Here is a 21,948-nt window from a genome sequence, read left to right as displayed (position 1 = left end):
ATCGACGCGGGAAGCGCCACTTGGAAGCAGGTGGAAGCTCGCGCCAGAGCTGCTGGGTATACGGCCGGATGCCGTCGATGACGGATCGTGCATGGCCTGGAACTATGTACGATTCTCGACGACCATTTCGGTGAATCGCTCTGGCAGAGCGTCGGCGATGCGTTCGAATAGCTGGTCAGCTTGAGCAGGATCAAAGTCCATCCTGAATCGTTTCTTTACGCCGAACTGCGTGAGATCGTAATGGCTTGCTGGTTGGACACCGTGTCGCGCCAGGCAACTCTGAACACATTTGAGCGCGCAGCCATCGATCGCGACGATTGGCCGCCCCGAGGTCGCAACTCGTACAAGCGAAGGAACGTCGCCTCCGACCCCCGCGATGCAGGACATTTCCGCTTTCCCGGTTCGATCCAGTCGGATCGCGAGATGGTTGGCCAGCTGAGCGGCGCTTGAACAGCCAGAGCAGGAATAGACCAGGGGCAGATCGGTTCGTCGCGCCATTTGCCGTTCCTTGTCGCAGGTCACCAATTGAGCCAGAAAAATCGCCTCAGGCGTTGCCGCGTGGAAATGCCTGACCTGCCGCCAGCGCGTCGGCGAAGGCATGGTGCAGGTCGCGGTGGATGGCCTCATCCTCGCGCATGGCGAGGATCATGTCAGTGACATCCGAATCCGGCGGTAGATTCCAATACGCGATGGCCGATGCGGGTGCCGCGTCGCTGCTGCGATCATCAGATCCGAGCCGAATGAGGTATTCCGAGTAACCCCGGACCGCTTGCTCGGCGAAATATCCGGACAGGCGATGGGCTGTCCGGGCGGATATCAAGTAGAGAATGAAAAAAGCATTGTAGAACGCCGCTTGCGCGATGGCGATCAGGATACGTTCCCAGGCGCGAGGCTGAGCCAGCGCAATAAACGACATCAGATGAACGCGCTGGTTCTCCGCCTCGTCCATGAAGGTCCGGATCCAGCCGCGATCGTCGAGCATTAGGCGCAGGCATTTGAGATGCAGCAACGTTGCGGCGACCATCGGCGGGACCGCGGCCACGGTTTCGAGCACAACGACACGATGGCCGTATCGACCGCCAAAGAGGGCGCCGGCCATCGATGCGCCCGCGCGCACGATGCCCAGCGCAATCCGGTCAGCCAGAGTGTCTGGTACGTGATGTCGAAACAGATCCGTCTTGTTGACGAGCAGCATTTTCGATCCCGTGTTGGGGCACGCCTCGGCATCAGTCGCCCCGTCTCTGGGTCGGCGGGCAGGGGCTTTCCAACTATTTGCGCTGGCTCAAATTGGAGGGCATTGCCCCACACTACTATGTGACAGCGGAGGTACACCGCCAGATGTGCAGCATGAAGTCGGCGGCATGGATTACTCTCCGGACCTCGATCTTTTCGCCCGGACCGAACTGTTTCAGGGGACTTCTCCGGAAGCGCTCCGATTCCTTCAGGCGTCAGCGGGACGAAGGCGGCTCGCCGCCGGCGACATCCTGCTTCAACAGGGCGACCGCACGACATCCCTTTTTGTCGTGATCGCGGGCCGGTTGCGGGCGTCGCAGATGGCCCAGGACGGTCAGCAGATTATCATCCGCTATATTGGTCCGGGAGAGGTCGCAGGCTATGCGGCACTTGTGGGCAGTGATACCCATCCCGGCACGGTGACCGCGGTGGACGATAGCCATCTGATCGGCTGGACGAGTGCCATCGTCAGACAGATCATGGAGCGTTATCCCATTGTTGCCATCAACGCCCTCACGCTGTTAGGCCGCCGGTATCACGAGATGCAGATCCGTCTGCGTGAACTGTCGACCGAACGTGTCGAGCGTCGGATTGGTCATACCCTTCTTCGCCTGGCGCATCAGTCGGGTCGCCGAACTGCGCGCGGCATCGAGATCGCCTTTCCGCTATCCCGTCGTGACCTCGCCGAAATGGTCGGAACCACCCTGCATACCGTCAGCAGGACGCTCAGCGCCTGGGAGGAGCGGGGCATCGTCAGTTGCGGGCGGTGCCGCGTGGTCCTGTGCAAGCCGCATGCTCTCGTGGCCATCGCAGACGAGGAGGAAGAATAGTTCAGGCTCCGAGTCCGAAACCAGCGTGTCCCATTGCGGCGCGTGACTACCTACTCCGTCGCGATTTGCCGCAATGCCAAGACCCCGGCGAAGGCGCAATCGACGATTTCGGAAAATACAAGCTCCATCTCTCTGAACACGGTTCGGTCGGGTTCGCTCTCGGTAAGCGCGTCAAGCTCGGATAGAAGCGATAGAAAGGCAGCGATTTGATTTCTGCACTCGCGTGCCTGGACAAGCTGCCGCCGGGAGAAGCGGCGCTTTTCAAGCGTCGCAAATCGATCGAGGGCCCCAGCCAGAGAATCCTGACACGTACAGTCCAGGTTGACCTGCGTGAGAACATGCCGCAGCCGGTTGACGACATCGATGGTTCCGTCCTGCGGTAGGCGCCGTGCTGCAATCGCCATATGAGGCCCCAAAGGTTGCTAGAGCATGTGCGGTTTAATCGGTTCGCGGAATTGGTGTGGCTGGCCGGACCGGGCATCGGGTGCAACGGAGAGAAAGCCGGCTCTTCCGTGGAGAAACCCGTTGGAAAATGGCACGTCCGGATAAAGCTGCGCGAGATGTCGCGTTCCGCTCTCCACATGCTCGCGGCCATCAAGGACCGCGCGGAAGATGCTGATGACCGCGACCATGTCGCAATCCTGTGGCGAGAGGCGGAATGACCCGACGCCGGCTTCGCGCAAGGCTTCGGCGTCGCCCAGTAGGTTGGCGCAGGTGGACGACAGGGTCTGAACGCCGTTGACCGTCAGGAACTCGGCGCCATCGAGCGTCTTCAGCATCAGTCCATCCGGGTCCTGCTCGCAAACGAACTGGCAATTGTCTTTTGTCAGCTTGTGAAGGCGTGCGTGATAGCAGCGGGCAGAGATCGCCAGAGGCACCCGGCCGAAGGCGAAGATATCGATCAGGACGTTGGGAAGTGCGGCCGCAATCGCCGCGATCGACGACAGCGGCAGCTCCGGGGGCAGGCAGATTCGTGTCGCTCCGCGTTGGGCGTGGAACGCGGCGCTGGCTTCGTTGTAGATGTTGATGAACGGACCGATCGCATGAGGGCGACCGACAAGTGGCTTGAGACAGGTCAGATCGTTCACCTCGACCAGGAGCTCTGCCGTGTCGACGAGTTCGGCCATCTGGCGACGCTCGCGCGGCAACGAGGTCAGGATCAGGGAGCCGAGCAGGACCTGTTTTCCGGCGGTACGGAGCCGCTCAATGACCGCAGGCAGATATGGAGCGATGAAGGGCGATCGCTTCGAGCAGACGATCTCTCCGATCAAGACGGTGTTGACCGGCGCCTCGTCCGCAATGCGAAAGTAGAAGTCGCGCCAGCGTTCGGGCGCCCAATTGTAAAGAACTGGGCCGAGGCTGAGCTGCATGAAACCATTCCTCCGATCGGTTTTCTTTAGTCGTTCAACGAGAGAGGCCCCGGGCACTTACCTCCAGGTCTTGTGATAGGCACCCACAGTTGTGGCCTGACCCTCGGTGAATGGTACAAGTTGCCCGGCATCGATCGGCAGGCCGGAGTCCAGCGCGTCAAGAGCTTGACGAAAATGCCGCACGACACCCTCGACATAGGCCCGGCCGCGCTGGCGCCCTTCGATCTTGAGCGCCGTAACGCCGGCGTCGCGCAGACGGGCAAGCAATGTTGCCGCGTCAAGGCTCACGAGATCCTCGAAAATATAACCGGTGCCGTGTTTGGTCGTGAAGCGGCCCTTGCAAAGCGTCGGATAGCCGGCAGCTTCACCGATCTCGAAGCTGTTGATTGTGAATCCGCCGAGGCTCGACTTCGTCCTGCCGTCCACCTGTTCATAAGCGACATGGCTCGCGGGAGAGCATACGCCCTGCATGTTCGGCGACTGGCCGGTGGCATAGGATGACAGCGAGCAACGGCCTTCGGCCATCACGCAAAGGCCGCCGAAGACGAACACTTCCGTCTCACAGGTCGTCTCGCGGACGATGCCGGCGATTTCCGCAACGCTCAAGACGCGGGGCAAGACGACGCGGCGGGCGCCGAATGTCTCGGTGTAAAAAGCGATGGCATCCGCGTTGGCGGCGGCTGCCTGCACCGAGACGTGCAGGCGTTGGCCAGGATGGCGGCGCGCTGCATATTCCAGCAGTCCGACATCGGCCAGGATCAGCGCGTCGGCCTTGGCCGCGACGGCGTCGTCTATCGCCCGATGCCAGAGACTGACGGCGCCCGCGCGCGGGAATGTGTTGATGGCAACCAGGACCTTCACGCTGCGGCGATGGGCAAGGGCGATCGCCTCGCGGAGCTCGTCGCGGCTGAAATTCAGGCCTGGAAAGTTTCGTGCATTGGTCTCGTCGTTGAAGCCGCAATAGATCGCATCGGCTCCGGCATCGATCGCGGTCTTCAATGCGGCTGGTGTGCCCGCGGGACAGATCAGCTCCATCGTCAAATACCTTTGTGCGATCTATTTGAGGCGCTGGCCACCGTTCGAGCAATCTGCAACGTGCGTTTCAACGGTTCGGCCAGTGGTCCGAATATGCTGGCGATCTCCGCCATCGGGTCGAGTTGCGCGTCATCAATCGCGTTGCGAAGCGCGAGCACCGCCTCGACATCGCCTTCCACCACAAGGTCGCGGGAAAACAGCAATGCATCGCCGTCAAGGTGGCCTTCGACCAGACCAAATAACCCGGCCAACGGACTGGAAATCCGAGCATCAACATCATCCGGCAGGCTGCGCACCACCGACAGGCGCGGGCGGGAAGGGGCGGGCTCGAGCAGAAAGCCAAAGGGCAGATCGGTCGGCTTGATGCCAAATCGTTTTCGGGCATGCTCGCCTAGCCTGTCGAAGATCCTCGGATGTTCCCCGCAAATGCGAAGCAGCACGACCGTGAGTACGGCCTGAAGCGGCAGCAGCGGCAACGGGCGCACAGCAAGCGCCAGCAATGGAGGCACCGGCAACGGTGACGGCGCAGGCGGGGGCACTTTCGAAAAATTCATCGTGTCAGAATAGAGCGATGATCCCGGGCATCGTTTGCGCAAGAACAAAGAAGAGCTGGAATTTTGCTGCATAGGAGTCTCTGTGTCTTAAGGAGAAGCCTCTTGCTGCGCCGCGACGTGCCGCATTTTCAGGAAATGCACGACTTTCTGGTTTTTCTCGAGACTAAGGGGCAATTGCGACGCATTCGCGAGAAGGTCTCGGTGGTGCACGACATCACGGAAATTCATCGTCGCGTTCTTCGCCAGGAAGGACCGGCTCTTTTGTTCGAGCGGCCGATCAGGGCGGATGGGGCTCCTTCGGATATACCGCTGCTGACCAATCTCTTCGGTACGATCGAACGGGTGGCCTGGGGATTTGGCGTGCGGCCCGACCGGCTGAGAGAGCTTGGCGAACTGATGGCCGAACTGCGCGCGCCGCGACCGCCGCAGAACCTGATCGATGCCTGGCGCAAGCTTCCCCTTGCGCGGGCCGCGCTGGCGACCCGGCCGCGCACGACTTCAGCGGCGCCGGTGCAGGAATGTATCGCAACCGGCGACGCCATAGACCTCGGCATTCTGCCGACCCAGGTCTGCTGGCCCGGAGAGCCGGCGCCCCTGATCACGTGGCCGCTGGTCATGACTGCGCCGCCCGAGCCAGCCGCTTCGGGCCAGGACAACATGGGCGTCTACCGGATGCAGGTGCTGGGCCGCGACAGCGCCATCATGCGCTGGCTGCCGCATCGCGGCGGTGCCCGTCATCACGATCAGTGGAAAAAGCTTGGCCGGGACATGCCGGTTGCCGTCGTCATCGGCGCCGATCCTGCGACCATGCTGGCTGCAGTCTTACCTGCGCCGGAAGCCATTTCCGAACTGCGGCTGGCCGGCATGCTGCGCGGGCAGCGGCTGGATCTGGTCCGCTGCATCACCGTTCCGCTCTCGGTGCCCGCCACGGCCGAAATTGTCATCGAAGGTTATGTGTCCGCGACGGAAACGGCGCCCGAGGGGCCTTATGGCGACCACACCGGTTATTACAACTCCGTCGAGGAGTTTCCGGTGTTCCGCGTGACGGCGCTGACGCGGCGGCGCAGCCCGGTCTATCTCTCGACCTTCACCGGACGTCCGCCGGATGAGCCATCGCGCATCGGCGAGGCGCTCAATCATCTGTTCCTGCCGCTGGTGCAGCAGCAGTTTCCGGAAGTCATCGACCTCTGGCTGCCGCCGGAGGCGTGTTCTTACCGGATCGCGGTTGTCGCGATCTCCAAGCGTTATCCAGGGCAGGCGCGGCGCCTGATGCTCGGGCTATGGTCGATGTTGCCCCAGCTCACCTACACCAAGTTTCTCATCGTCGTCGACGGCGATATCGATATCCGCGACTGGCGAGCGGTGATGTGGGCGGTCGCAACGCGAAGCGACAGTTCACGCGATCTCGTCACGCTTGCCGATACCCCGATCGATTACCTCGATTTCGCCTCGCCAAAGCCCGGTCTTGGCGGCAAACTCGGCATCGACGCGACGACAAAGATGCAGCCGGAGACCGAGAGGGCCTGGGGTGAAGTGCTGGCTATGGACCCCGCCGTGACGGCACGAGTCGACGCTATGTGGCCGGACCTTGGTCTGGGTGGATAGACCCTTGCCGGTCTTCTCAGGAGATCAGACCCGGTTTCTCGGGGACTAGCGCATCTGCGGCATCGCTCACGCCGGCGTAGATCTCATTGAGGTCCGCCGCTGTAACGCAATACGGCGGCATGACGTAGATCGTGTTACCGAGTGGCCGCAGCAAGAGATTGCGATCGCGGAAAAAGGTCTGGAGCTTCGGGCCAATGTCAGCGAGGTAGCCGCTGTCGGGTACGGCCAAATCAAGGGCTGTGATGGTGCCGATCCGGCGAACGTTCTTGAAGCGCGCGTCCGCGCGAAATCGTTCAATTCCGTTTTCTTGCATTTCCGCCACGGATGCGATGCGCTTTCGAACGTCCGGATCTTGCCAAAGATCCAGGTTCGCCTTCGCTGCGGCACAGGCGATCGGGTTGGCCGTATATGAGCTCGAATGAAAGAAGGTCCGCGTACGATCTTTCGAATAATGTGCGTCAAAGATGTCGGCGCGGCAGAGTGTCACCGCGAGCGGAAGCGATCCGCCGGTGAGACCCTTGGAATGGCAGGCGATGTCGGGCGACACGTCAGCCTGCTCACACGCGAACAATGTTCCGGTCCGGCCCCAACCGGTCATGACCTCATCGGCAATGAACAAGACATTAGAAGCCTCACAAATCCGCTTCATCTCTCTCAGCACCCACGCTGGATACATCAGCATCCCGCCTGCGCCCAGGATCAGCGGCTCCACAATAAAGGCTGCCGGATTGTCGTTGCGGCACGCAGCTTCAAGTGCGTCAAGCGTTACCTGTTCGTGGCCGCGCTCCGGAAACGGCACTGAGGTGACATCGAAGAGCAATGGTTCGTATGCCGCGTTGAAGACACTCCGCGCGCCGACCGACATCGTACCCACCGTGTCGCCATGGTAGGAGTGCTGCATCACGACAATGCGCGAGCGCGGCTCGCCGACGTTGTGCCAATAGCCGAGTGCCATTTTAAGCGCGACCTCTACGCTGGTCGAGCCGCTGTCGGAAAAGAACACGTAGTCGAGGCCACGGGGGGCCAATTTCAGAACCAGGTCAGCGACCTCTTCGGCCGGTTCGTGAGTATGGCCAGCGAAGATGATCTGGTTGAGCTGCTCCGCCTGCTTCTGAATGGCGCTTACGATTTGCGGATGGCAGTGGCCGTGGGTCACCACCCACCAGGATGCGATTGCGTCGATGATACGACGGTCGTCTGCGGTATAAAGATAGGCGCCTTCGCCGCGGACAATCTTTGTCATCACGCCTTGCAGCGCATGTTGGGTGAATGGATGCCAGATTCGCGGCTGCTTCTCGTGCATCATGGCTTGAAATCATCGCGGTTGAATGAGCCTTCGAAGGCGGTCCGCAACGCGTCCGGGCTGAGAGGAGAAAGCCAGGGCAATCGTCCAAGCTTCCGTATCCGTCCGATCCTACAAATCGTGTTCTCGGTATCGACGTTTTCGTCGCCAATGAATGCAATCCCGAGAATACCGATCCCGCGATGTCGCAGCGCTTCGATCGACAGCAGCGAATGATTGATGGTGCCGAGCGAAGTGCGCGCGCAAAGAAGGACCGGAATCTGCCAGCGCGCAAAGATGTCGATGTACAATGTGCTGCGGCTAAGCGGCACCATCAGCCCGCCCGCCCCCTCTATCACAAGCGGGCACGCACCGGTATCGGGCACGTGGAGTGACTCCGTGTCGATACCAACCCCGTCAATCTCAGCAGCCAGATGGGGCGAGGCCGGTGTTCTGAGACGGTAACGCTCTGGCACGATGCGATCGCAGGAGAAGGCTCCCAACCGCGCGACGTGCTCAGAATCGGTCTCCGCGTCGAGACCCGCTTGAACAGGCTTCCAATATTTGGCGCCGAGGAAACCGGCGAGGCCTGCCGCGAAGACTGTCTTGCCGATCCCGGTGTCCGTGCCAGTCACCACGATCCGCTCGCTCATAGTGACGTGGCCCTTGTCTCTTCGGACAGGGCATCGTGCATTGCCCGCACATCATCTTCGCCGACGTTGAGAGTTATCGAGATCCGCAACCGTGCCGTGCCTGCGGGTACGGTTGGCGGTCGGACGCCACGGATGTCGAAGCCTCGAGCCTGCAACGCAGCCGCCAGAGCCATCGCACGGGCGTTGTCGCCAACGATATACGGCACGATCTGCGAGCGTGAAGGACTTTGGCTGCCGCGCACGGAGAGCTCTCGATGCGTGAACGCGACCAGGCTGGCCAGACGTTGCTGTCGGTCAGGTTCCTGCTGCAGGATTGATAGCGCTTCCTGCACAGCAACAGCCATCAGGGGGGAGGGAGCGGTAGCGAAAATAAACGGACGGCAACGATTGACCATGAAGTCGCGCAGCACGCGGGTCAAAGTGACGATTGCACCGGCTGCACCCAGCGCCTTGCCGCAAGTATGAATGACAATCAGGTTTTCGCGCCCCTCATAGGGGGCGGTCAGTCCTCGACCCTGCGCACCGTAGACGCCGGTGGCATGAGCCTCATCCACGACCAGGAATGCATCGTGCCGGTCTGCGATTGCGACGAGTTCCTCAAGCGGCGCGAAATCGCCGTCCATGCTGTAGATACTTTCGACCACGATCCAAACGCGGCCCGTTCCGCGCTTCGCTCGCCAGTCGCGAATCCTGTCCTCAACCGACTTCGGGTCATTGTGGGCGCTCTCGCAATACTCAGCGCGGCCAGCGCGCGCTCCTTCATGAATGCTCGCGTGAACGAGAGCATCGAGCACGAGCAGGTCGCCCCGTTGCGGCAATGTTGTCAGAAGCGCAAAGTTTGCCACATATCCGCCGCCGAAAAATAGCGACGTCTCGGTTCCGAAGAACCTGGCAGCGTCTGCTTCGAGCTGTTCGTGCTCCGCGCAGTTTCCGCGCAGAAGCCGTGACCCGCCGCTTCCGATCGGTGTGCCGGCCTCGAGTGCGGCAGCGACAGCGTTCCTCATGCGCGGCGCGCTCGCCAGCGCAAGATAGTCGTTCGACGCGAAATCGATGCCTGCGCGCGGCTTGAGGCCGCGCAGCCGGTCATCGTTCTTCAAGGTCTGCAAGGCGCTGACGTAACTAATAGTCTTGTCGACATGGGTTAAGTTCATTGCTTATTTTCAGGCGAGTATCAGTTGCACTAGAGACAGACAGCTCAAGAAGAGCATCGGCATCAGCCTCGTCGCTTTCAACCCTTCAACATGCGATTTTTGTCGTCAACCAGCACGACGTGCGGTGTGAACGCTCTCGCTTCGGCCTCCTCAAAGGCGGCATATGCAACGATGATTACCTTGTCGCCAATCATCGCTAGTCTTGCGGCCGCGCCGTTGAGACGCGTTCATTGATCAGCAGGCCTGCCGCATCGATAAGCGCGCGATCGATCGATATCGAGCCCTCATAGTGCAGATCAGCCTCGGTCACTGACGCGCGATGGATTTTGCCTTTCATCAAGGTGATTTGCATTGGTTACCCTACATGGAAGTGTGAGAGCGGACTAAGCGACGTGGCTCTGGCCAAGCTGGGATCTCATGCCGAGTCGCTGCAGCAAACTCGCGTCGCGATCGCGCTGCGGGTTCTTGGTGGTCAGGAGGACATCGCCGATGAAGATGGAGTTCGCGCCAGCAAGGAAACACAGCGCCTGGAGTTCGTCGGTCATGTATTGCCGTCCAGCGGAAAGCCGCACCACGCTCTTCGGCATCAGGATGCGGGCGACCGCGATCAGCCGCACCAGCGCGATCGGATCTGGCCGCTCCGCGGTGTCGTTGACCGGAACGCCCTTGACCTCGTTCCAGAGGTTGATCGGCACGCTCTCGGGATGAACGGGTAGATTGGCGAGCAGAACCAGCATGCCCAGGCGGTCATCAACGTGTTCACCCATGCCGATGATACCGCCACAACAGACCTTGATGCCGGCGTCGCGTACATGTGCCAGCGTATCGATGCGATCCTCCAGGGTGCGGGTCGTGATGATCTTGTCGTAGAACTCGGGCGACGTATCGATATTGTGATTGTAGAAATCGAGCCCGGCTTCGGCGAGCCGCGCGGCCTGGTCGGGCATCAGCATGCCGAGCGTGACGCAGGTCTCCATGCCGAGGCCTTTCACCGCGCTGACCATATCGCAGACCTTCTCGAGGTCCCGGTCTTTCGGATTGCGCCAGGCGGCGGCCATGCAGAAGCGGGTCGCGCCTGCCTCCTTGGCGCGCTCAGCGGTTGCGATCACATCCGCGTGGTCCATCAGGCGCGTGGCCTTCAGGCCGGTGTCGTAATGCGCGCTCTGTGAGCAGTAGCCGCAGTCTTCCGGACAGCCACCTGTCTTGATGCTGAGCAGGCTCGCCGTTTCGACATGGTTCGGATCGAAACGCTCGCGATGAATGCTCTGGGCCTGAAAGATCAGGTCGGGAAAGGGAAGGGCGTAGAGCGCTTCGGCCTCAGCGCGGTCCCAGTCGGTGCGGACCGCTTCGATATCGCAGGTATTGCTTTGTTTCGCTTCCACGGCATGGACCATAAGACTTGCCCTCTCTTGGAACCCATATTATAGATAATCTGAAAAATTATCTATGATTCCGACCTAGAAGCAGATGCTAGCTGAGGCCGCGGACGTGTGCACCTGATTTTATGATAGATAATCTATGATGTCCGACGAGAATACAACGACAGCGGGACGCATTGCCGAGTCAATCGGCGCGCGCATCATCAGCGGCGCACTGCAGCCGGATGCGCCGCTCCGGCAGGACCACATTGCGCGGGAATTCAGTTCAAGCCACGTCCCGGTACGCGAGGCGTTTCGGCAACTGGAAGCTCAACATCTTGTCGTCGCTGTGCCCCGTCGCGGTGTGCGCGTTGCGCCGCTTGATACCAACTCGGTGAAGGAAATTGCCGAGATGCGTGCGGCGCTCGAAGTCGTCGCGTTGCGGAACGCGGCGCCGAAATTGACGTCAGCCCATTTGGCGCGGATCGAATTGGCGCTGATCGAGGGAGACAACGCCGAGACGATCCAGGACTTCGAGGCTGCCAACCGCGCCTTTCACCACGCGTTGGTGGCTCCTTGCGCGATGCCGCGCCTGCTCGCCAGCCTCGACGGTTTGCAGCTCGCAAATTCTCGCTTGGTGTTTGCAATGGCCCGTAACGCCGGCTGGCGACCGCGGTCCAATCAGGATCACCGCTTGATCCTGCAAGCGCTGCGAGCGCGTAATCTCGATCAGGCCTGTGGTTTGCTCGCCCGTCACATCCAAACCATCGAGCGCCTCGCAATTCCCACCTCGTGAGCGGAAGTGTCCTATTGCGGCTCGATTCCCGCGGCCTTGATGATCCGCGCCCATTTGTCGATTTCGGTCTTCAGGAAAGCTTCCAGCGCTTCGGGAGTTGCGCGTTCGGTCTCGACCGGGGTCATGCTCAGCTCCGCAAAGCGGCCGACGAGTGGCGGGTCCTTGAGTGCCGTCTGTAGAGCACTGCCCAGCACGTCGACCACGGGCTTCGGAGTGCCACGGGGCGCATAGAGGGCATACCAGGTGGTCACATCGAAGGCGGGAACGCCGGCTTCCGCTGAAGTCGGAACGTCCGGCAGCGTGGCGACGCGCTTCTTGCTGGTGATCGCATAGCCCTTGATGGTGCCAGACTGGATATAGGGCGTCGGCCCCGTAGCCGGATCGCAATAGACATCGATATGGCCCGCGATGACGTCGTTGAGCGCCGGCCCGCCGCCCTTGTAATAGACCGACGTGAGCTTGGTGTCGGTCGTGCTCATGAACATCAGGCCGCAGAGCTGCGAGGCGGAGCCGAGGCCAACATTGCCGAATGTGACCTTGTCGCCGTCGCTGCGAATCCGCCCGACCAATTCCTTCAGATCCTTGGCGGGAAAGTTCGGCCGCGCGACCAGGATCATCGGCACGTCGGTGACGAGGCCGATCATGGCGAAGTCGCCGACCGGATCGAACGGCAGTTTGGCGTAGAGCGACGGGGCGGTCGCCTGACCGACATGCATCAGCAGCAGCGTGTAACCATCAGGTGCCGCCTTGGCGACGCGGTTGGTGCCGAGTGTACCGCCGGCGCCGACCACATTCTCGATCACGATCGACTGTTTCAGCGTTGCGCTCATCGCGCTGCCGAGAATTCGCGCAATCACGTCACCGGGACCGCCGGCCGAGAAGGGCACGATCATGGTGATAGGGCGGGAGGGATAGTCCTGCGCGAATGCCGTTGCGCACGGCGACAGCAGCATAAGCAAGACCAGCGAGCGTACCAAAGACATCATCACGCACTCCCTCCCTTTGCGCTTCGCCTATGGGTCGGGAAGCGTCATTTCCTTGGCTGATGTCCGCTCGATCATGTCGAGCGCGGCGACAGCCGCGGCGTTGACGTGATCGACGCAGCAGCGTTCGGCGAGTTCCTCGTTGCCGCTCTGGATCGCGCGCCAGATCGCCGTGACCTCGCGCAAGCTCTTGTTGATCCGCTTCGGCTGCGACATCGAGGTGATCCGCAGCAGCGTGATCCGGTCATGCAACGGCTTGAGCATGCGCTCGATAAAGGCGTTGCGGCAGCCGCTGATCAGCGCGCCGTAGAAGTCGGTCTTGGCCTCGAGACAGCCGGTGAGGTCTTGTTTCGAGGCCGCGGTTTTCAGCCGAGTCAAGGCATCGCCGATCCGGCGCACCACTTCGGGATCATGCAGACGGGCGCATTCGCGGCCTGCAAACCCTTCCAGCACCGCACGTGCGGCGTAGAGCTGCCGGGCCTCCTCGAGGCTGATCCTGCTGACGACCGGGCCGCGGTGGGGGACCGTGTTGACCAGTCCGTCAGCTTCCAGCAGCCGCAGCGCCTCCCGGATCGAGGGGCGGCTGACGCCCATCATCTCGCACAGCTCGCGCTCGACCAGCCGCTGGCCGGGTTTAAGCGTACCGGACATGATCGCCTCGCGCAGCTTTTGCGCGACCATCTTCCTGACGGTCGGGACGGCTTCGATGCGAAGCGTGGACTGCAGTTCGGCGCGTCGGTCCATTTGCGAGATGCCTTCGTTCTATCGCGGGTTCACCAGCGATTTACCGGCAGAATCAGCATTTGTCGCTCTCTCGAAATCGGCTTTATTCATGCGATTGACCAGCCTCCATCGATCGGCAGGCTGGCCCCGGTGATGTCCTGTGCGGCTGCGCCGCAGAGGAACACCACCAGCGCGCCAACGGCTTCCATCCCGATGAACCGGCCGGACGGCTGGCGCTCCGCGAGGTATTTTTCCGTGGCGCGCTCCAGGGACTCGCCGGTTTTGGCAGCAATGGAGGCGATCTTGCTCTGGATGGCGGGGGTCGGCAGCGTCCCTGGGCAGACCGCATTGCAAGTGATTCCGGTGCGCGCGGTTTCGAGCGCGACGGCGCGGGTGATACCGAGGATTGCAGTTTTGGTGGTGACGTAGTCGATGCGATCTTCGACCGCGCGGGTCGAATAGATGGAGGCCATGTTGATGATGCGGCCCCAGCCGCGTTGCTTCATGGCGGGTAGCGTAAGGCGGATCAAGTGGAAGGGCGCAGACACGTTCACCGCCAGCGCGTGCTCCCATTGATCCGGTGGAAAGTGCTCGAGATCAGAGAAATGCCGGACCACGGCATTGTTGACGAGGATATCGATCGCGCCGCAGCGGCGAAGCAGGTCGGCCAGCATGGCCTCGATGGCGGAGCGCTGCGACAGGTCGGCTCCCGCAGTGATCACGTCGACGCCGAATTGCGCGCGCAACCGGTCAGCGGATTCGTCCGGCGCGACGAGATCATGCAGGACAATATTGGCCCCCGCGCCAGCAAGGCTTTCCGCCACTGCCAATCCCAGGCCCGCGGTTGCCCCGGTCACGAGTGCCCATTTGTCCTTCATCGCGCGGCGTTTCCCCTATTAGCTTTTCGGCCAGAAGGGCTGCGCCAGTGCAAGCTCCGGCGGGAACACCGTCACCGGCACACCAGACTGCCACTGTACGATGGTCATGCCGGCGCCGACGCGGCGGCCTTTGTCGTCGAACTTGATCTCGCCCAGCGGGTAGTATTTCGAGGGACCGGCATCCATGTTGCGCAGGGCTTCGGCGACGGCGACGCGGTCAGCGCTGCCGGCCTTCTCCAGTGCGTCCTTGATCACCCACATGTCGCCATAGGTGGAGATCGCGTTCTGCGTCATCCATGGCTCCTTGTAGCGGCTCTTCAGCTCGGCGATCAGCGCCTCGTGTCCCTTGGCGCCCCAGCTTGCGACGCAGGTGAGGACGCCTTGAAGCAGCTCCGGGCTGACAGTCTGCAGCATGTCCGGTTCGGCGATCGCGATGCCGAACGAGATGGTCGGCACCTTGCCTTGGCCGAGGCCGAACTCGTTCATCTTTTCCAGCAGCAGTTTCGCGTCCGAAATCACGGTCGGCAGGAAGAATAGAAGATCGGGCTTCGCGGAGCGTATCTTCTGCACCAGCGACGTCGCATCCGCGAGTGGCGGCGTGAACGTCTCGTCGACGATCAGTTGCAACTGGTTTTCCGCCAAAAGGCCCTCGCGCATCGATTTCGCGGATGCGATGGAAGCCGCCGTATTGTCGGTGAGGATCGCAACTGACCTCGGCCGCTTGCCGGAAGCCGTCTCCGCCAGCTTGATGATCTGCGGCAGCGCCTGGCGAGCCTGCGAGCCCGCCGTTGCCGAGGTCTGGAAAACGTATTTGAAGCCGCGATCGGTGATCAGGTCCGAGTAGGAGAGGGTGAGGACGGGCAGATTGGCGCGCTCCGTGACCTCGGTGACCGCGAGCGTGAACGAGGAGAGATAGGCGCCGCTCGCCGCGACCAGATCGGACTCCTGGGCCACCATGCGCTGGGCGGCATTCTTGGCCTTTTCCGTGGTGTCGCCGGAATCCAGCACCACCAGTTTCAGCTTGGCGCCGCCGAGCGCCTTGATGCCGCCTTGGGCATTGATGTGATCGACAGCCATTTCGGCGCCTTCACGCATCACCGTGCCCGGGCGGGCATAGAGCCCAGAGATCGGCACCAGCAAGCCGACCTTCACCTCCGGTGGCTGCTGTGCCCACGCGCGGGATGCGATCAGCGTGCTGGACGCGCCCACAAGCAGCGTTCGCCGCGTCACTGTGGTTCGGTTCCTTCCAGTCATGACGATTCTCTTCCGCGAATGGTCACGAGGCTGCCGTCAGGATTTCTTCGGCCAGAACGGCTGCGATTGCGCGAGTTCGGGCGGATAGACGGTGACCGGCACGCCCGATTGCCACTGCACGATGACGACGCCGGCGCCGACGCGGCGGCCCTTGTCGTCGAATTTGAGCTGGCCGCCCGGATAGTATTTCGACGGGCCGGCATCCAGTGTGCGAAAGGCCTGCGCCACGGCCTGGCGATCAGCCTTGCCGGCCTTCTCCAGCGCTTCCTTCATCAGCCACATATCGCCATATGTCGAGATGACGTTCTGCGTCATCCAGGGCTCCTTGTATTTGGCCTTGAGCTCCGCGATCAGGTCCTCATGACCCTTTGACCCCCAGTTGGCGACGATCGTCATGATGCCTTGCACGACCTCCGGGCTGACGCTTTGCAGCATGTCCGGTTCGGCGATGGTGATGCTGAAGGAGACGGTCGGGATCTTGCCCTGGCCGAGGCCGAATTCGCTGATTTTTTCGAGCCCGAGCTTCGCGTCCGAGACGGCGTTAGGCATGAACAGCAGCAGGTCGGGCTTCGCGGAGCGGACCTTCTGGATCAGGGGAGTGGCATCGGATAATGGTGGCGTCCAGACTTCCTCGACGACGAGCTGCAATCCTTCCTGTGCAAACAACTTCTCCTTGAGCGCCTTGGCTGTGGCGACCGAGGTCGCGGTGTTGTCCATCAACATCGCCACCGTTTTCGGCCGCTTGCCAGAGGCAGCTTCTGCGAGCTTCATCAGCGTCGGCAATCCGAGTTCGGATTGACGGCTCGCCGTTGCGGCGGTCTGGAAGATGTACTTGAACCCGCGGTCGGTCAGCAGATCCGAATAGGATAATGTCAGCACCGGCAACTCGGCGCGTTCGGTTACCTCGGTGACGGCCAGAGTAAAAGAGGAGAGATAGGCGCCGGTGGCGGCGACGAGGTCGGGCTCCTGCGCGACCATGCGCTGCGCCGCGTTCTTGGCCTTCTCGGTGGTATCGCCGCAGTCGATCACCACCAGCTTCAGCTTCGCGCCGCCGAGCGCCTTGATGCCGCCCTGCGCATTGATGTGCTCGATGCCCATCTCGGCGCCCATCTTCATCACCTGGCCTGGCCGGGTATAGATGCCGGACAGCGGCACGATCAGGCCGACCTTGACCTCAGCCGGTTGCTGTGCGCGCGCCACCTGCGTAAGGCCGACAGCGGCGACACCCGACAGCACGGTGCGGCGGGTCAATCCGTTGGTCCTCTTGTTCATCTTGTTTTCTCCCTCCCCATTGTTCGTTGGCTCGTCACATGCCGAGATAGGCCTTGCGCACGCGGTCGTCGGCGCGCAGGGTTTCGTTGTTGCCTTCGAGGACGACGCGTCCGGCCTCGAGGACATAGCCGTGATCTGCGGACTCCAGCGCCTCCGCCACGCGCTGCTCGACCAGCAGCATGGTCAGGCCGGACTGCCGGCGGATCTCGATCAGCCGCTCGAAGACGAAATCCGCGGTCGATGGCGCAAGCCCCATCGAAGGCTCGTCCAGCATCAGCAGTTTCGGCGAGGAGGCGAGGCCGCGTCCAATCGCGAGCATCTGCTGCTGGCCGCCGGACAGGGTGCCTGCGAACTGGCTGCGGCGCTCCGCGAGCACCGGTAGCCACGCGAAGATGCGTTCGATGTTCGCCGCCCAGTCGCGCCGGCCGCTCTCTGTCATCGCGCCCATTTCCAGGTTCTCCATCACGGTGAGCGAAGGAAAAACCTGGCGGCCTTCCGGGACGTGGGCGATGCCAAGGTGGGCGCGCTGCGCAGGTGGTACTGCGAGGAGATCGACACCGTTAAAGAAGATCCCGCCGCCGCTCGGCCTCAAGATGCCGGAAATGGTCTTGAACAGGGTCGTCTTGCCGGCGCCGTTCGGTCCAACGATGGCGACGAACTGGCCTGCATCGACATTGATGGACACACCGTTCAAGACAGGCTTTGCCGAGTAGCCCGCGCTCAATCCCTCAATGCGGAGCATGGGCCATCCATTTCTTGCCGAGATAGGCCTCGATCACGCGGCCATCGCGCGTGACCACCTCCGGCTCGCCCTCCGTGATGACGGCGCCATGGTCGAGCACGAGGAAGCTGTCGACCAGGCGAACCATCGCCTGCATCGTGTGCTCGATGATGGCGATCGTCATGCCGTCGCGCGCAAGCTGCTGGATCACGGCGACGACCTCATCCGCCTCGCCATGGCCGAGGCCCGCGAGCGTCTCGTCGAGCAACAGGATGCGCGGCTGGCCCGCGAGTGCGCGCGCGAGCTCCATCAAGCGCAGTTCCTTGGTCGAGAGCTCGCCGGCGACGCGGTCTGCCACCGCAGAAAGGCCGACGCGCGCGACCGCGTCGGCGGCAAGCTTTCGCGCCTCTTCGTCAGTTCGTGCGCGCACATAGGCGCCGACCACGACACTGTCGAGGATCGACATGCGCAGGAATGGACGCATGACCTGGAAAGTGCGGCCGACGCCGGCCTCGCAGATCGTATGCGGGCGCTCGCCGGACATGTTGCGGCCATCGATCAGCACTTCGCCCTGGTTCGGTCGCAGGAAGCCGTTCAGGAGATTGAAAAGCGTCGTCTTGCCGGCGCCGTTCGGGCCGATGATCCCGAGGATTTCGTTCTTGTGCAGTTTGAAGCTGACGTTCTGGACGGCTTTCAAGCCGCCGAAAGAGCGAGAGAGGTTCCGGACCTCAAGCACAACTTCGCCGGTTGCGGCTCGCTGTCGGGCGGGCCGCGGCGACATCACGGTTGTCGCCGGAGCTTGCGATCCATCCACCATCGCGGCCGCTTTTGGCGCCAGCCGCTTGCGCAGGAGATCTCGCAATTTCCAGAACAGTCCTTCCGGAGCGACCAGGATGACGCAGACGATGGCAAATCCGAAGATCACGCCCTGGATGCCAGGGAAACGTGCTCCGGCCTCGGCATGCAGGATCTCGGCCAGCGGGATCAGGATCACAGAGCCAATGACAGGACCCCAGACGGTGCCGACGCCGCCGAACATCGCAACCGTCAGCGCCTGCGCCGACACCAGCATGCCGAACACCGATTGCGGGGTGACCACCAGCAGCACCTGCGCATAGAACGCACCGATGGCGGCAGCTATCGCGCCGCTGAGCGTGATCGCGCGCAGCTTCCAGGCCAGCGTATTGATGCCGGCGGCCTCGGCTGCGGCCTCGTTCTGCTTGATTGCCAGCAGCGCCATGCCAAAGCGGGAACGTTCGATGACCCGCGTCAGCAGGATCGTGGCAAGCATGATCGCCAGCGCCAGCAAGGTGTAGAGCCGGGGATCGGCAAACTGCATATAGGCGATCGGGGCGTCGCGCTTGATCGGGAGCGTGACTTCCTGGAAGCCGAGCCACTCGAACACGTAGAGAATGGCGAGCGGATAGGCCAGCATCGCCAGCGCGAAGTAGTGGCCCTGCAGACGAAAGGTCGGAAATCCGATCAGCAGCCCGGCAATGCCACCAAGCATTGCGGCGACCGGAATCAGGAGCCAAGGCGACAGGTCGAAGTAGATTTGTCCGAGCGCTGTCGTATAGGCGCCGATCCCGAAAAAGGCGGCGTGCCCGAACGAGATCAGCCCGGTGTATCCGCTCAGCAGATTCCAGGACAAACCGAACACCGCCCATACCGGGACCAGCGTCAGAACCAGTTGATAGTACGAGTTGGTGACGCTGAGCGAGATCGCCGCATAAGTGATCGTGAAGACGAGAGCAGGGACCAGCGAGCGCAATTGGTGCACGGTCATGTCCTCTCGACCATGCGCCCGAAGAAGCCTTGCGGGCGGAAGAAGATGATGAGGAGGAACACGACAAAGATCGCGGCGTTCTGCAACTGCGTCGGCAAAATAAGTGTCGACATCTGCTGGACCAGCCCGATCGTCATGCCGCCCCAGAAGGCGCCGATGATGCTGCCCATGCCGCCGAGAACGACGCCGGCATACATGACGATGACGTATTCGAGCCCGACGAACGGATGGAACGGATAGTTGGTGGCGAGCAGGCCGCCGGCAATGGCCGTGATGCCGGAGCCGAGCGCGAAGGCGGTACGGTGCGCACGATCGACATCAATGCCCATATAGGTCGCGGCGGTCGGATTGTCGGCGGCGGCACGAAGCGATTTTCCGATTCGCGACCGCGTGATCAAGAGCGACAGCAGCGTCATGATCAAAAGCGAAACGACAGCGTCGATGCCGCGCGCCTTGTTGATGAAGATGCTCATATCGAAGACCGGGCCGAGTTCCCACGCCGAGCTCGACAGTGGCGTGCGGATCGAAGCCAGCACCGACCCGAAGATGATGAGGCCGCCATTCTGGAGGATCAGCGCGATGCCAAGCGTCAGGATGAGCTGAGCATAGTGACCTTCACCCTCGAGCGAGGCCGTGCGTGTGCCCGACACATGCGAAATCAGGGTAAGGTGAACGACATAGCCGAACAGCGCGAGCACAGGGCCGGCCAGCAGGATCGCGATGAACGGTCCGACAGCATTGCCGAAGACGGCCTGGACGCCAGCGGCGGTGAACAGGTAGAAGGCGACATACATGCCAAGCATCATGAAATCGCCATGGGCGAAATTGATGACCCGCATGACGCCGAAGATCAGGCCAAGTCCGACGCACATCAGGCCGTAGACGGCACCGATCAGCAGGCCTGCGGCGAGCGCTTGCAGAAATCCTTCCATCAGCAAGATCTCCGCGGCGCAGGGATAAGGCCATTTTGCCGGCCGTCCTTCGCTGTCGTCGCTACAACGCTGGTCTCCCGGTCCGCCATTTCACCTCCGCAATGTCTGGCGTTTCCTATGACGCCGATCGCAAAATCCGCTCCGGCGAGTCCAGCCGGCATTGCGCCGCGATCACGCTGGCATCGCCAAGCTGCTCGCAGCCATCGACGAGTTGTTCGAGGCGTTGCGCGCGGTCTTCGCCGATGACGCGCGTTGCCGCAGTTCGAAAACGTGCGCGAATATCTGTAGGCGTTGCCGGAACGACATCGGCCAGGGCGTGTTTGATCGTTCTTCCGTCACGCAGGAACACAGTCACTTCCGCGCCTTGCTTGCCGGGGAAAGAAGCGGTGAAGCCGGGATCACTCCGCAGGCTGGTTGCTGCAACGAGACGGAGGATTTCGGGATCGTCCAGTTCCGCGTAGTTGTCTTCCTCGATCTCACCCCGCGCAAGCGTCGCTGCGACGCTGAACGGAATGCTCATCTTGGCCTGCAGTGCGTTCCGGTAAGGCCCCTTCGAGTCGCATCCGGGATAGCGAACAGCGGCATCCGGAGCGCGAATGATGATGCGATCGACATCATCCGTGTCGGCGAGTTCGTGCGAGGCTCGAAGCGCGGCCTGCGCCGCGGTTTGGGCGAAGTTACAGGCCGGTGCCGGCTTGTTGTAGACGGCCATGATCTCGCACTCGCCGCCGCCGAAGAGTTCGATGCTGATGGGCGCCGTCTCACGCCGATAGGCCGCGAACAGGCCGGCTTCGCCTTCGAGGATCATCTCCGACCCGAATGCGCCGGCTGCGGCGAGGCCTATTGCCTTGACCGCATTGCTTGTAGCGAAGCCGGGATGAAAATACATGTCTGAGGCGCCAGTGTGTGGCCACTGGTTCAAGCCGCTTGAGGTGTTGGCGGCGATGGCCATGGCGCTGGTCGCGGCGTCCTCGGACAGCCCGAGTGCGAAGCTTCCGGCCAGTGCTGCACCAAGCGGTGCAACCAACCCCGTCGGGCGGTACAAGCGTGCGAGCTCGGACGTAAAGAGCGCCCGGCCAATCCGCGCACCTGTCTCGTAACCGATGATGGCGGCGGCGAGCAGGGTGGTGCCACGCAGCGGAGCCTGCTCCGATAGCGCGAGCAGGGTTGGCCAGATCACGACGCCATGATGCGATATGCTGGCGGCATGCATGTCTTCTCGCACCAGCCCATGCCCCATCACGGCGTTGGCGAAAGCCGCGTCAGCCGGTGAGGCAAGCCGCGAGCTACCGATGATGGTTGCGCCGTCGCTAGCGGCGTGCGCGATCGTGACAGCCTGACGGCTCCAGGGGTGAGTGCCTGCCTCGAAGGCGCAGGACAGGAAATCGAGCAGGCAGGCCTTTGCTTTCGCGATCACGTCGGGCTCGAAATCCGCGAGATCGACGGCAAGCGCGGATCGCGCCATCTGCCGCGCGAGCGATGCCTTGCCGGATCCGGTCGGGCCGATCGTCATCGCAATCGCTGCTCCCTGA

22 protein-coding genes and 1 pseudogene are annotated in these 21,948 nt (G+C 62.1%); 3 read left to right on the top strand and 20 right to left on the bottom strand.

Features of this window, described 5'->3' with window-relative positions; all coding sequences use genetic code 11:
• Positions 1–102: 102 nt before the first annotated feature.
• Positions 103–498: a putative zinc-binding protein gene (locus YY7_RS58270; protein WP_080663785.1), complete on the bottom strand. Its 396-nt coding sequence runs from the start codon at positions 496–498 to the stop codon at positions 103–105.
• Between the two features lie 46 nt (positions 499–544).
• The gene (locus YY7_RS0119780; RefSeq protein ID WP_028164726.1) at positions 545–1,195 is read right to left on the bottom strand and encodes an alternative oxidase; all 651 of its coding nucleotides are present in this window, start codon (positions 1,193–1,195) and stop codon (positions 545–547) included.
• Between the two features lie 145 nt (positions 1,196–1,340).
• On the opposite strand from YY7_RS0119780, the gene YY7_RS52250 reads away from it, so the two are divergent.
• Positions 1,341–2,063 (top strand): Crp/Fnr family transcriptional regulator, encoded by a 723-nt coding sequence (locus YY7_RS52250; RefSeq protein WP_245287334.1) that lies wholly within the window; start codon positions 1,341–1,343, stop codon positions 2,061–2,063.
• Between the two features lie 50 nt (positions 2,064–2,113).
• On the opposite strand, the gene YY7_RS0119770 is transcribed toward YY7_RS52250, so the two are convergent.
• From YY7_RS0119770 to ubiT, 4 genes are read right to left on the bottom strand one after another with little or no spacing between them, the layout of a single operon-like run.
• On the bottom strand, positions 2,114–2,467 hold the full coding sequence (locus YY7_RS0119770; protein ID WP_035690473.1) for a hypothetical protein: 354 nt from the start codon (positions 2,465–2,467) through the stop codon (positions 2,114–2,116).
• 18 nt (positions 2,468–2,485) lie between these two features.
• Positions 2,486–3,433 (bottom strand): ubiquinone anaerobic biosynthesis protein UbiV, encoded by a 948-nt coding sequence (gene ubiV / locus YY7_RS52245; RefSeq protein WP_035690472.1) that lies wholly within the window; start codon positions 3,431–3,433, stop codon positions 2,486–2,488.
• A gap of 57 nt (positions 3,434–3,490) precedes the next feature.
• Positions 3,491–4,468 carry a ubiquinone anaerobic biosynthesis protein UbiU gene (gene ubiU / locus YY7_RS0119760; RefSeq protein ID WP_028164724.1) on the bottom strand — a complete coding sequence of 326 codons (978 nt, stop codon included), beginning with the start codon at positions 4,466–4,468 and terminating at the stop codon, positions 3,491–3,493.
• A 2-nt stretch (positions 4,469–4,470) separates the two neighbouring features.
• Positions 4,471–5,022 carry a ubiquinone anaerobic biosynthesis accessory factor UbiT gene (gene ubiT / locus YY7_RS0119755; protein WP_028164723.1) on the bottom strand — a complete coding sequence of 184 codons (552 nt, stop codon included), beginning with the start codon at positions 5,020–5,022 and terminating at the stop codon, positions 4,471–4,473.
• Positions 5,023–5,124: 102 nt separating this feature from the next.
• Here ubiT and YY7_RS0119750 point away from each other — a divergent pair, with 102 nt between their 5' ends.
• Positions 5,125–6,627: a UbiD family decarboxylase gene (locus tag YY7_RS0119750; protein WP_035690471.1), complete on the top strand. Its 1,503-nt coding sequence runs from the start codon at positions 5,125–5,127 to the stop codon at positions 6,625–6,627.
• A gap of 16 nt (positions 6,628–6,643) precedes the next feature.
• Here YY7_RS0119750 and YY7_RS0119745 read toward each other — a convergent pair whose 3' ends face one another.
• The 5 genes and pseudogenes from YY7_RS0119745 to bioB form a co-directional block, all read right to left on the bottom strand.
• Complete coding sequence (locus YY7_RS0119745) at positions 6,644–7,933, bottom strand: adenosylmethionine--8-amino-7-oxononanoate transaminase (protein WP_028164721.1); 1,290 nt, start codon at positions 7,931–7,933, stop codon at positions 6,644–6,646.
• Positions 7,930–8,562: a dethiobiotin synthase gene (gene bioD / locus YY7_RS0119740; RefSeq protein ID WP_028164720.1), complete on the bottom strand. Its 633-nt coding sequence runs from the start codon at positions 8,560–8,562 to the stop codon at positions 7,930–7,932. Before bioD ends, YY7_RS0119745 begins: the two co-directional genes overlap by 4 nt.
• A complete protein-coding gene (locus YY7_RS0119735) occupies positions 8,559–9,713 on the bottom strand; it encodes an 8-amino-7-oxononanoate synthase (protein ID WP_028164719.1) in 1,155 nt (384 codons plus the stop codon). The genes bioD and YY7_RS0119735 overlap by 4 nt, the downstream gene beginning before the upstream one ends.
• Positions 9,714–9,790: 77 nt before the next feature.
• A pseudogene (locus tag YY7_RS52240) lies at positions 9,791–10,065 on the bottom strand (aspartate 1-decarboxylase).
• Between the two features lie 31 nt (positions 10,066–10,096).
• Positions 10,097–11,107 carry a biotin synthase BioB gene (gene bioB / locus YY7_RS0119725; protein WP_035690470.1) on the bottom strand — a complete coding sequence of 337 codons (1,011 nt, stop codon included), beginning with the start codon at positions 11,105–11,107 and terminating at the stop codon, positions 10,097–10,099.
• Positions 11,108–11,234: 127 nt separating this feature from the next.
• Between bioB and YY7_RS0119720 the strand changes: the two genes are divergently transcribed.
• Positions 11,235–11,867 (top strand): GntR family transcriptional regulator, encoded by a 633-nt coding sequence (locus YY7_RS0119720; protein ID WP_433994513.1) that lies wholly within the window; start codon positions 11,235–11,237, stop codon positions 11,865–11,867.
• Positions 11,868–11,878: 11 nt separating this feature from the next.
• Here YY7_RS0119720 and YY7_RS0119715 read toward each other — a convergent pair whose 3' ends face one another.
• The 9 genes from YY7_RS0119715 to YY7_RS0119675 form a co-directional block, all read right to left on the bottom strand.
• Entirely contained in the window at positions 11,879–12,853 is a 975-nt protein-coding gene (locus tag YY7_RS0119715) for a tripartite tricarboxylate transporter substrate-binding protein (protein WP_028164716.1), read from the bottom strand.
• Positions 12,854–12,880: 27 nt separating this feature from the next.
• Positions 12,881–13,594: a GntR family transcriptional regulator gene (locus YY7_RS0119710; RefSeq protein WP_051396809.1), complete on the bottom strand. Its 714-nt coding sequence runs from the start codon at positions 13,592–13,594 to the stop codon at positions 12,881–12,883.
• Between the two features lie 86 nt (positions 13,595–13,680).
• On the bottom strand, positions 13,681–14,451 hold the full coding sequence (locus YY7_RS0119705; protein ID WP_028164714.1) for an SDR family oxidoreductase: 771 nt from the start codon (positions 14,449–14,451) through the stop codon (positions 13,681–13,683).
• An 18-nt stretch (positions 14,452–14,469) separates the two neighbouring features.
• On the bottom strand, positions 14,470–15,705 hold the full coding sequence (locus YY7_RS0119700; RefSeq protein ID WP_028164713.1) for an ABC transporter substrate-binding protein: 1,236 nt from the start codon (positions 15,703–15,705) through the stop codon (positions 14,470–14,472).
• A gap of 36 nt (positions 15,706–15,741) precedes the next feature.
• Entirely contained in the window at positions 15,742–16,977 is a 1,236-nt protein-coding gene (locus tag YY7_RS0119695) for an ABC transporter substrate-binding protein (RefSeq protein ID WP_028164712.1), read from the bottom strand.
• A 34-nt stretch (positions 16,978–17,011) separates the two neighbouring features.
• Complete coding sequence (locus tag YY7_RS0119690) at positions 17,012–17,719, bottom strand: ABC transporter ATP-binding protein (protein WP_028164711.1); 708 nt, start codon at positions 17,717–17,719, stop codon at positions 17,012–17,014.
• Entirely contained in the window at positions 17,706–19,484 is a 1,779-nt protein-coding gene (locus YY7_RS0119685; RefSeq protein WP_035690469.1) for a branched-chain amino acid ABC transporter ATP-binding protein/permease, read from the bottom strand. Before YY7_RS0119685 ends, YY7_RS0119690 begins: the two co-directional genes overlap by 14 nt.
• Positions 19,481–20,416: a branched-chain amino acid ABC transporter permease gene (locus YY7_RS0119680; protein WP_028164709.1), complete on the bottom strand. Its 936-nt coding sequence runs from the start codon at positions 20,414–20,416 to the stop codon at positions 19,481–19,483. Before YY7_RS0119680 ends, YY7_RS0119685 begins: the two co-directional genes overlap by 4 nt.
• 115 nt (positions 20,417–20,531) lie before the next feature.
• On the bottom strand, positions 20,532–21,929 hold the full coding sequence (locus YY7_RS0119675) for an MmgE/PrpD family protein (RefSeq protein WP_028164708.1): 1,398 nt from the start codon (positions 21,927–21,929) through the stop codon (positions 20,532–20,534).
• Between the last annotated feature and the right edge of the window lie 19 nt (positions 21,930–21,948).

This window comes from Bradyrhizobium elkanii WSM2783, assembly GCF_000472865.1.
GTDB classification, from domain to species: domain Bacteria; phylum Pseudomonadota; class Alphaproteobacteria; order Rhizobiales; family Xanthobacteraceae; genus Bradyrhizobium; species Bradyrhizobium elkanii_A.
This window is presented reverse-complemented; position numbering and strand designations above follow the sequence as displayed.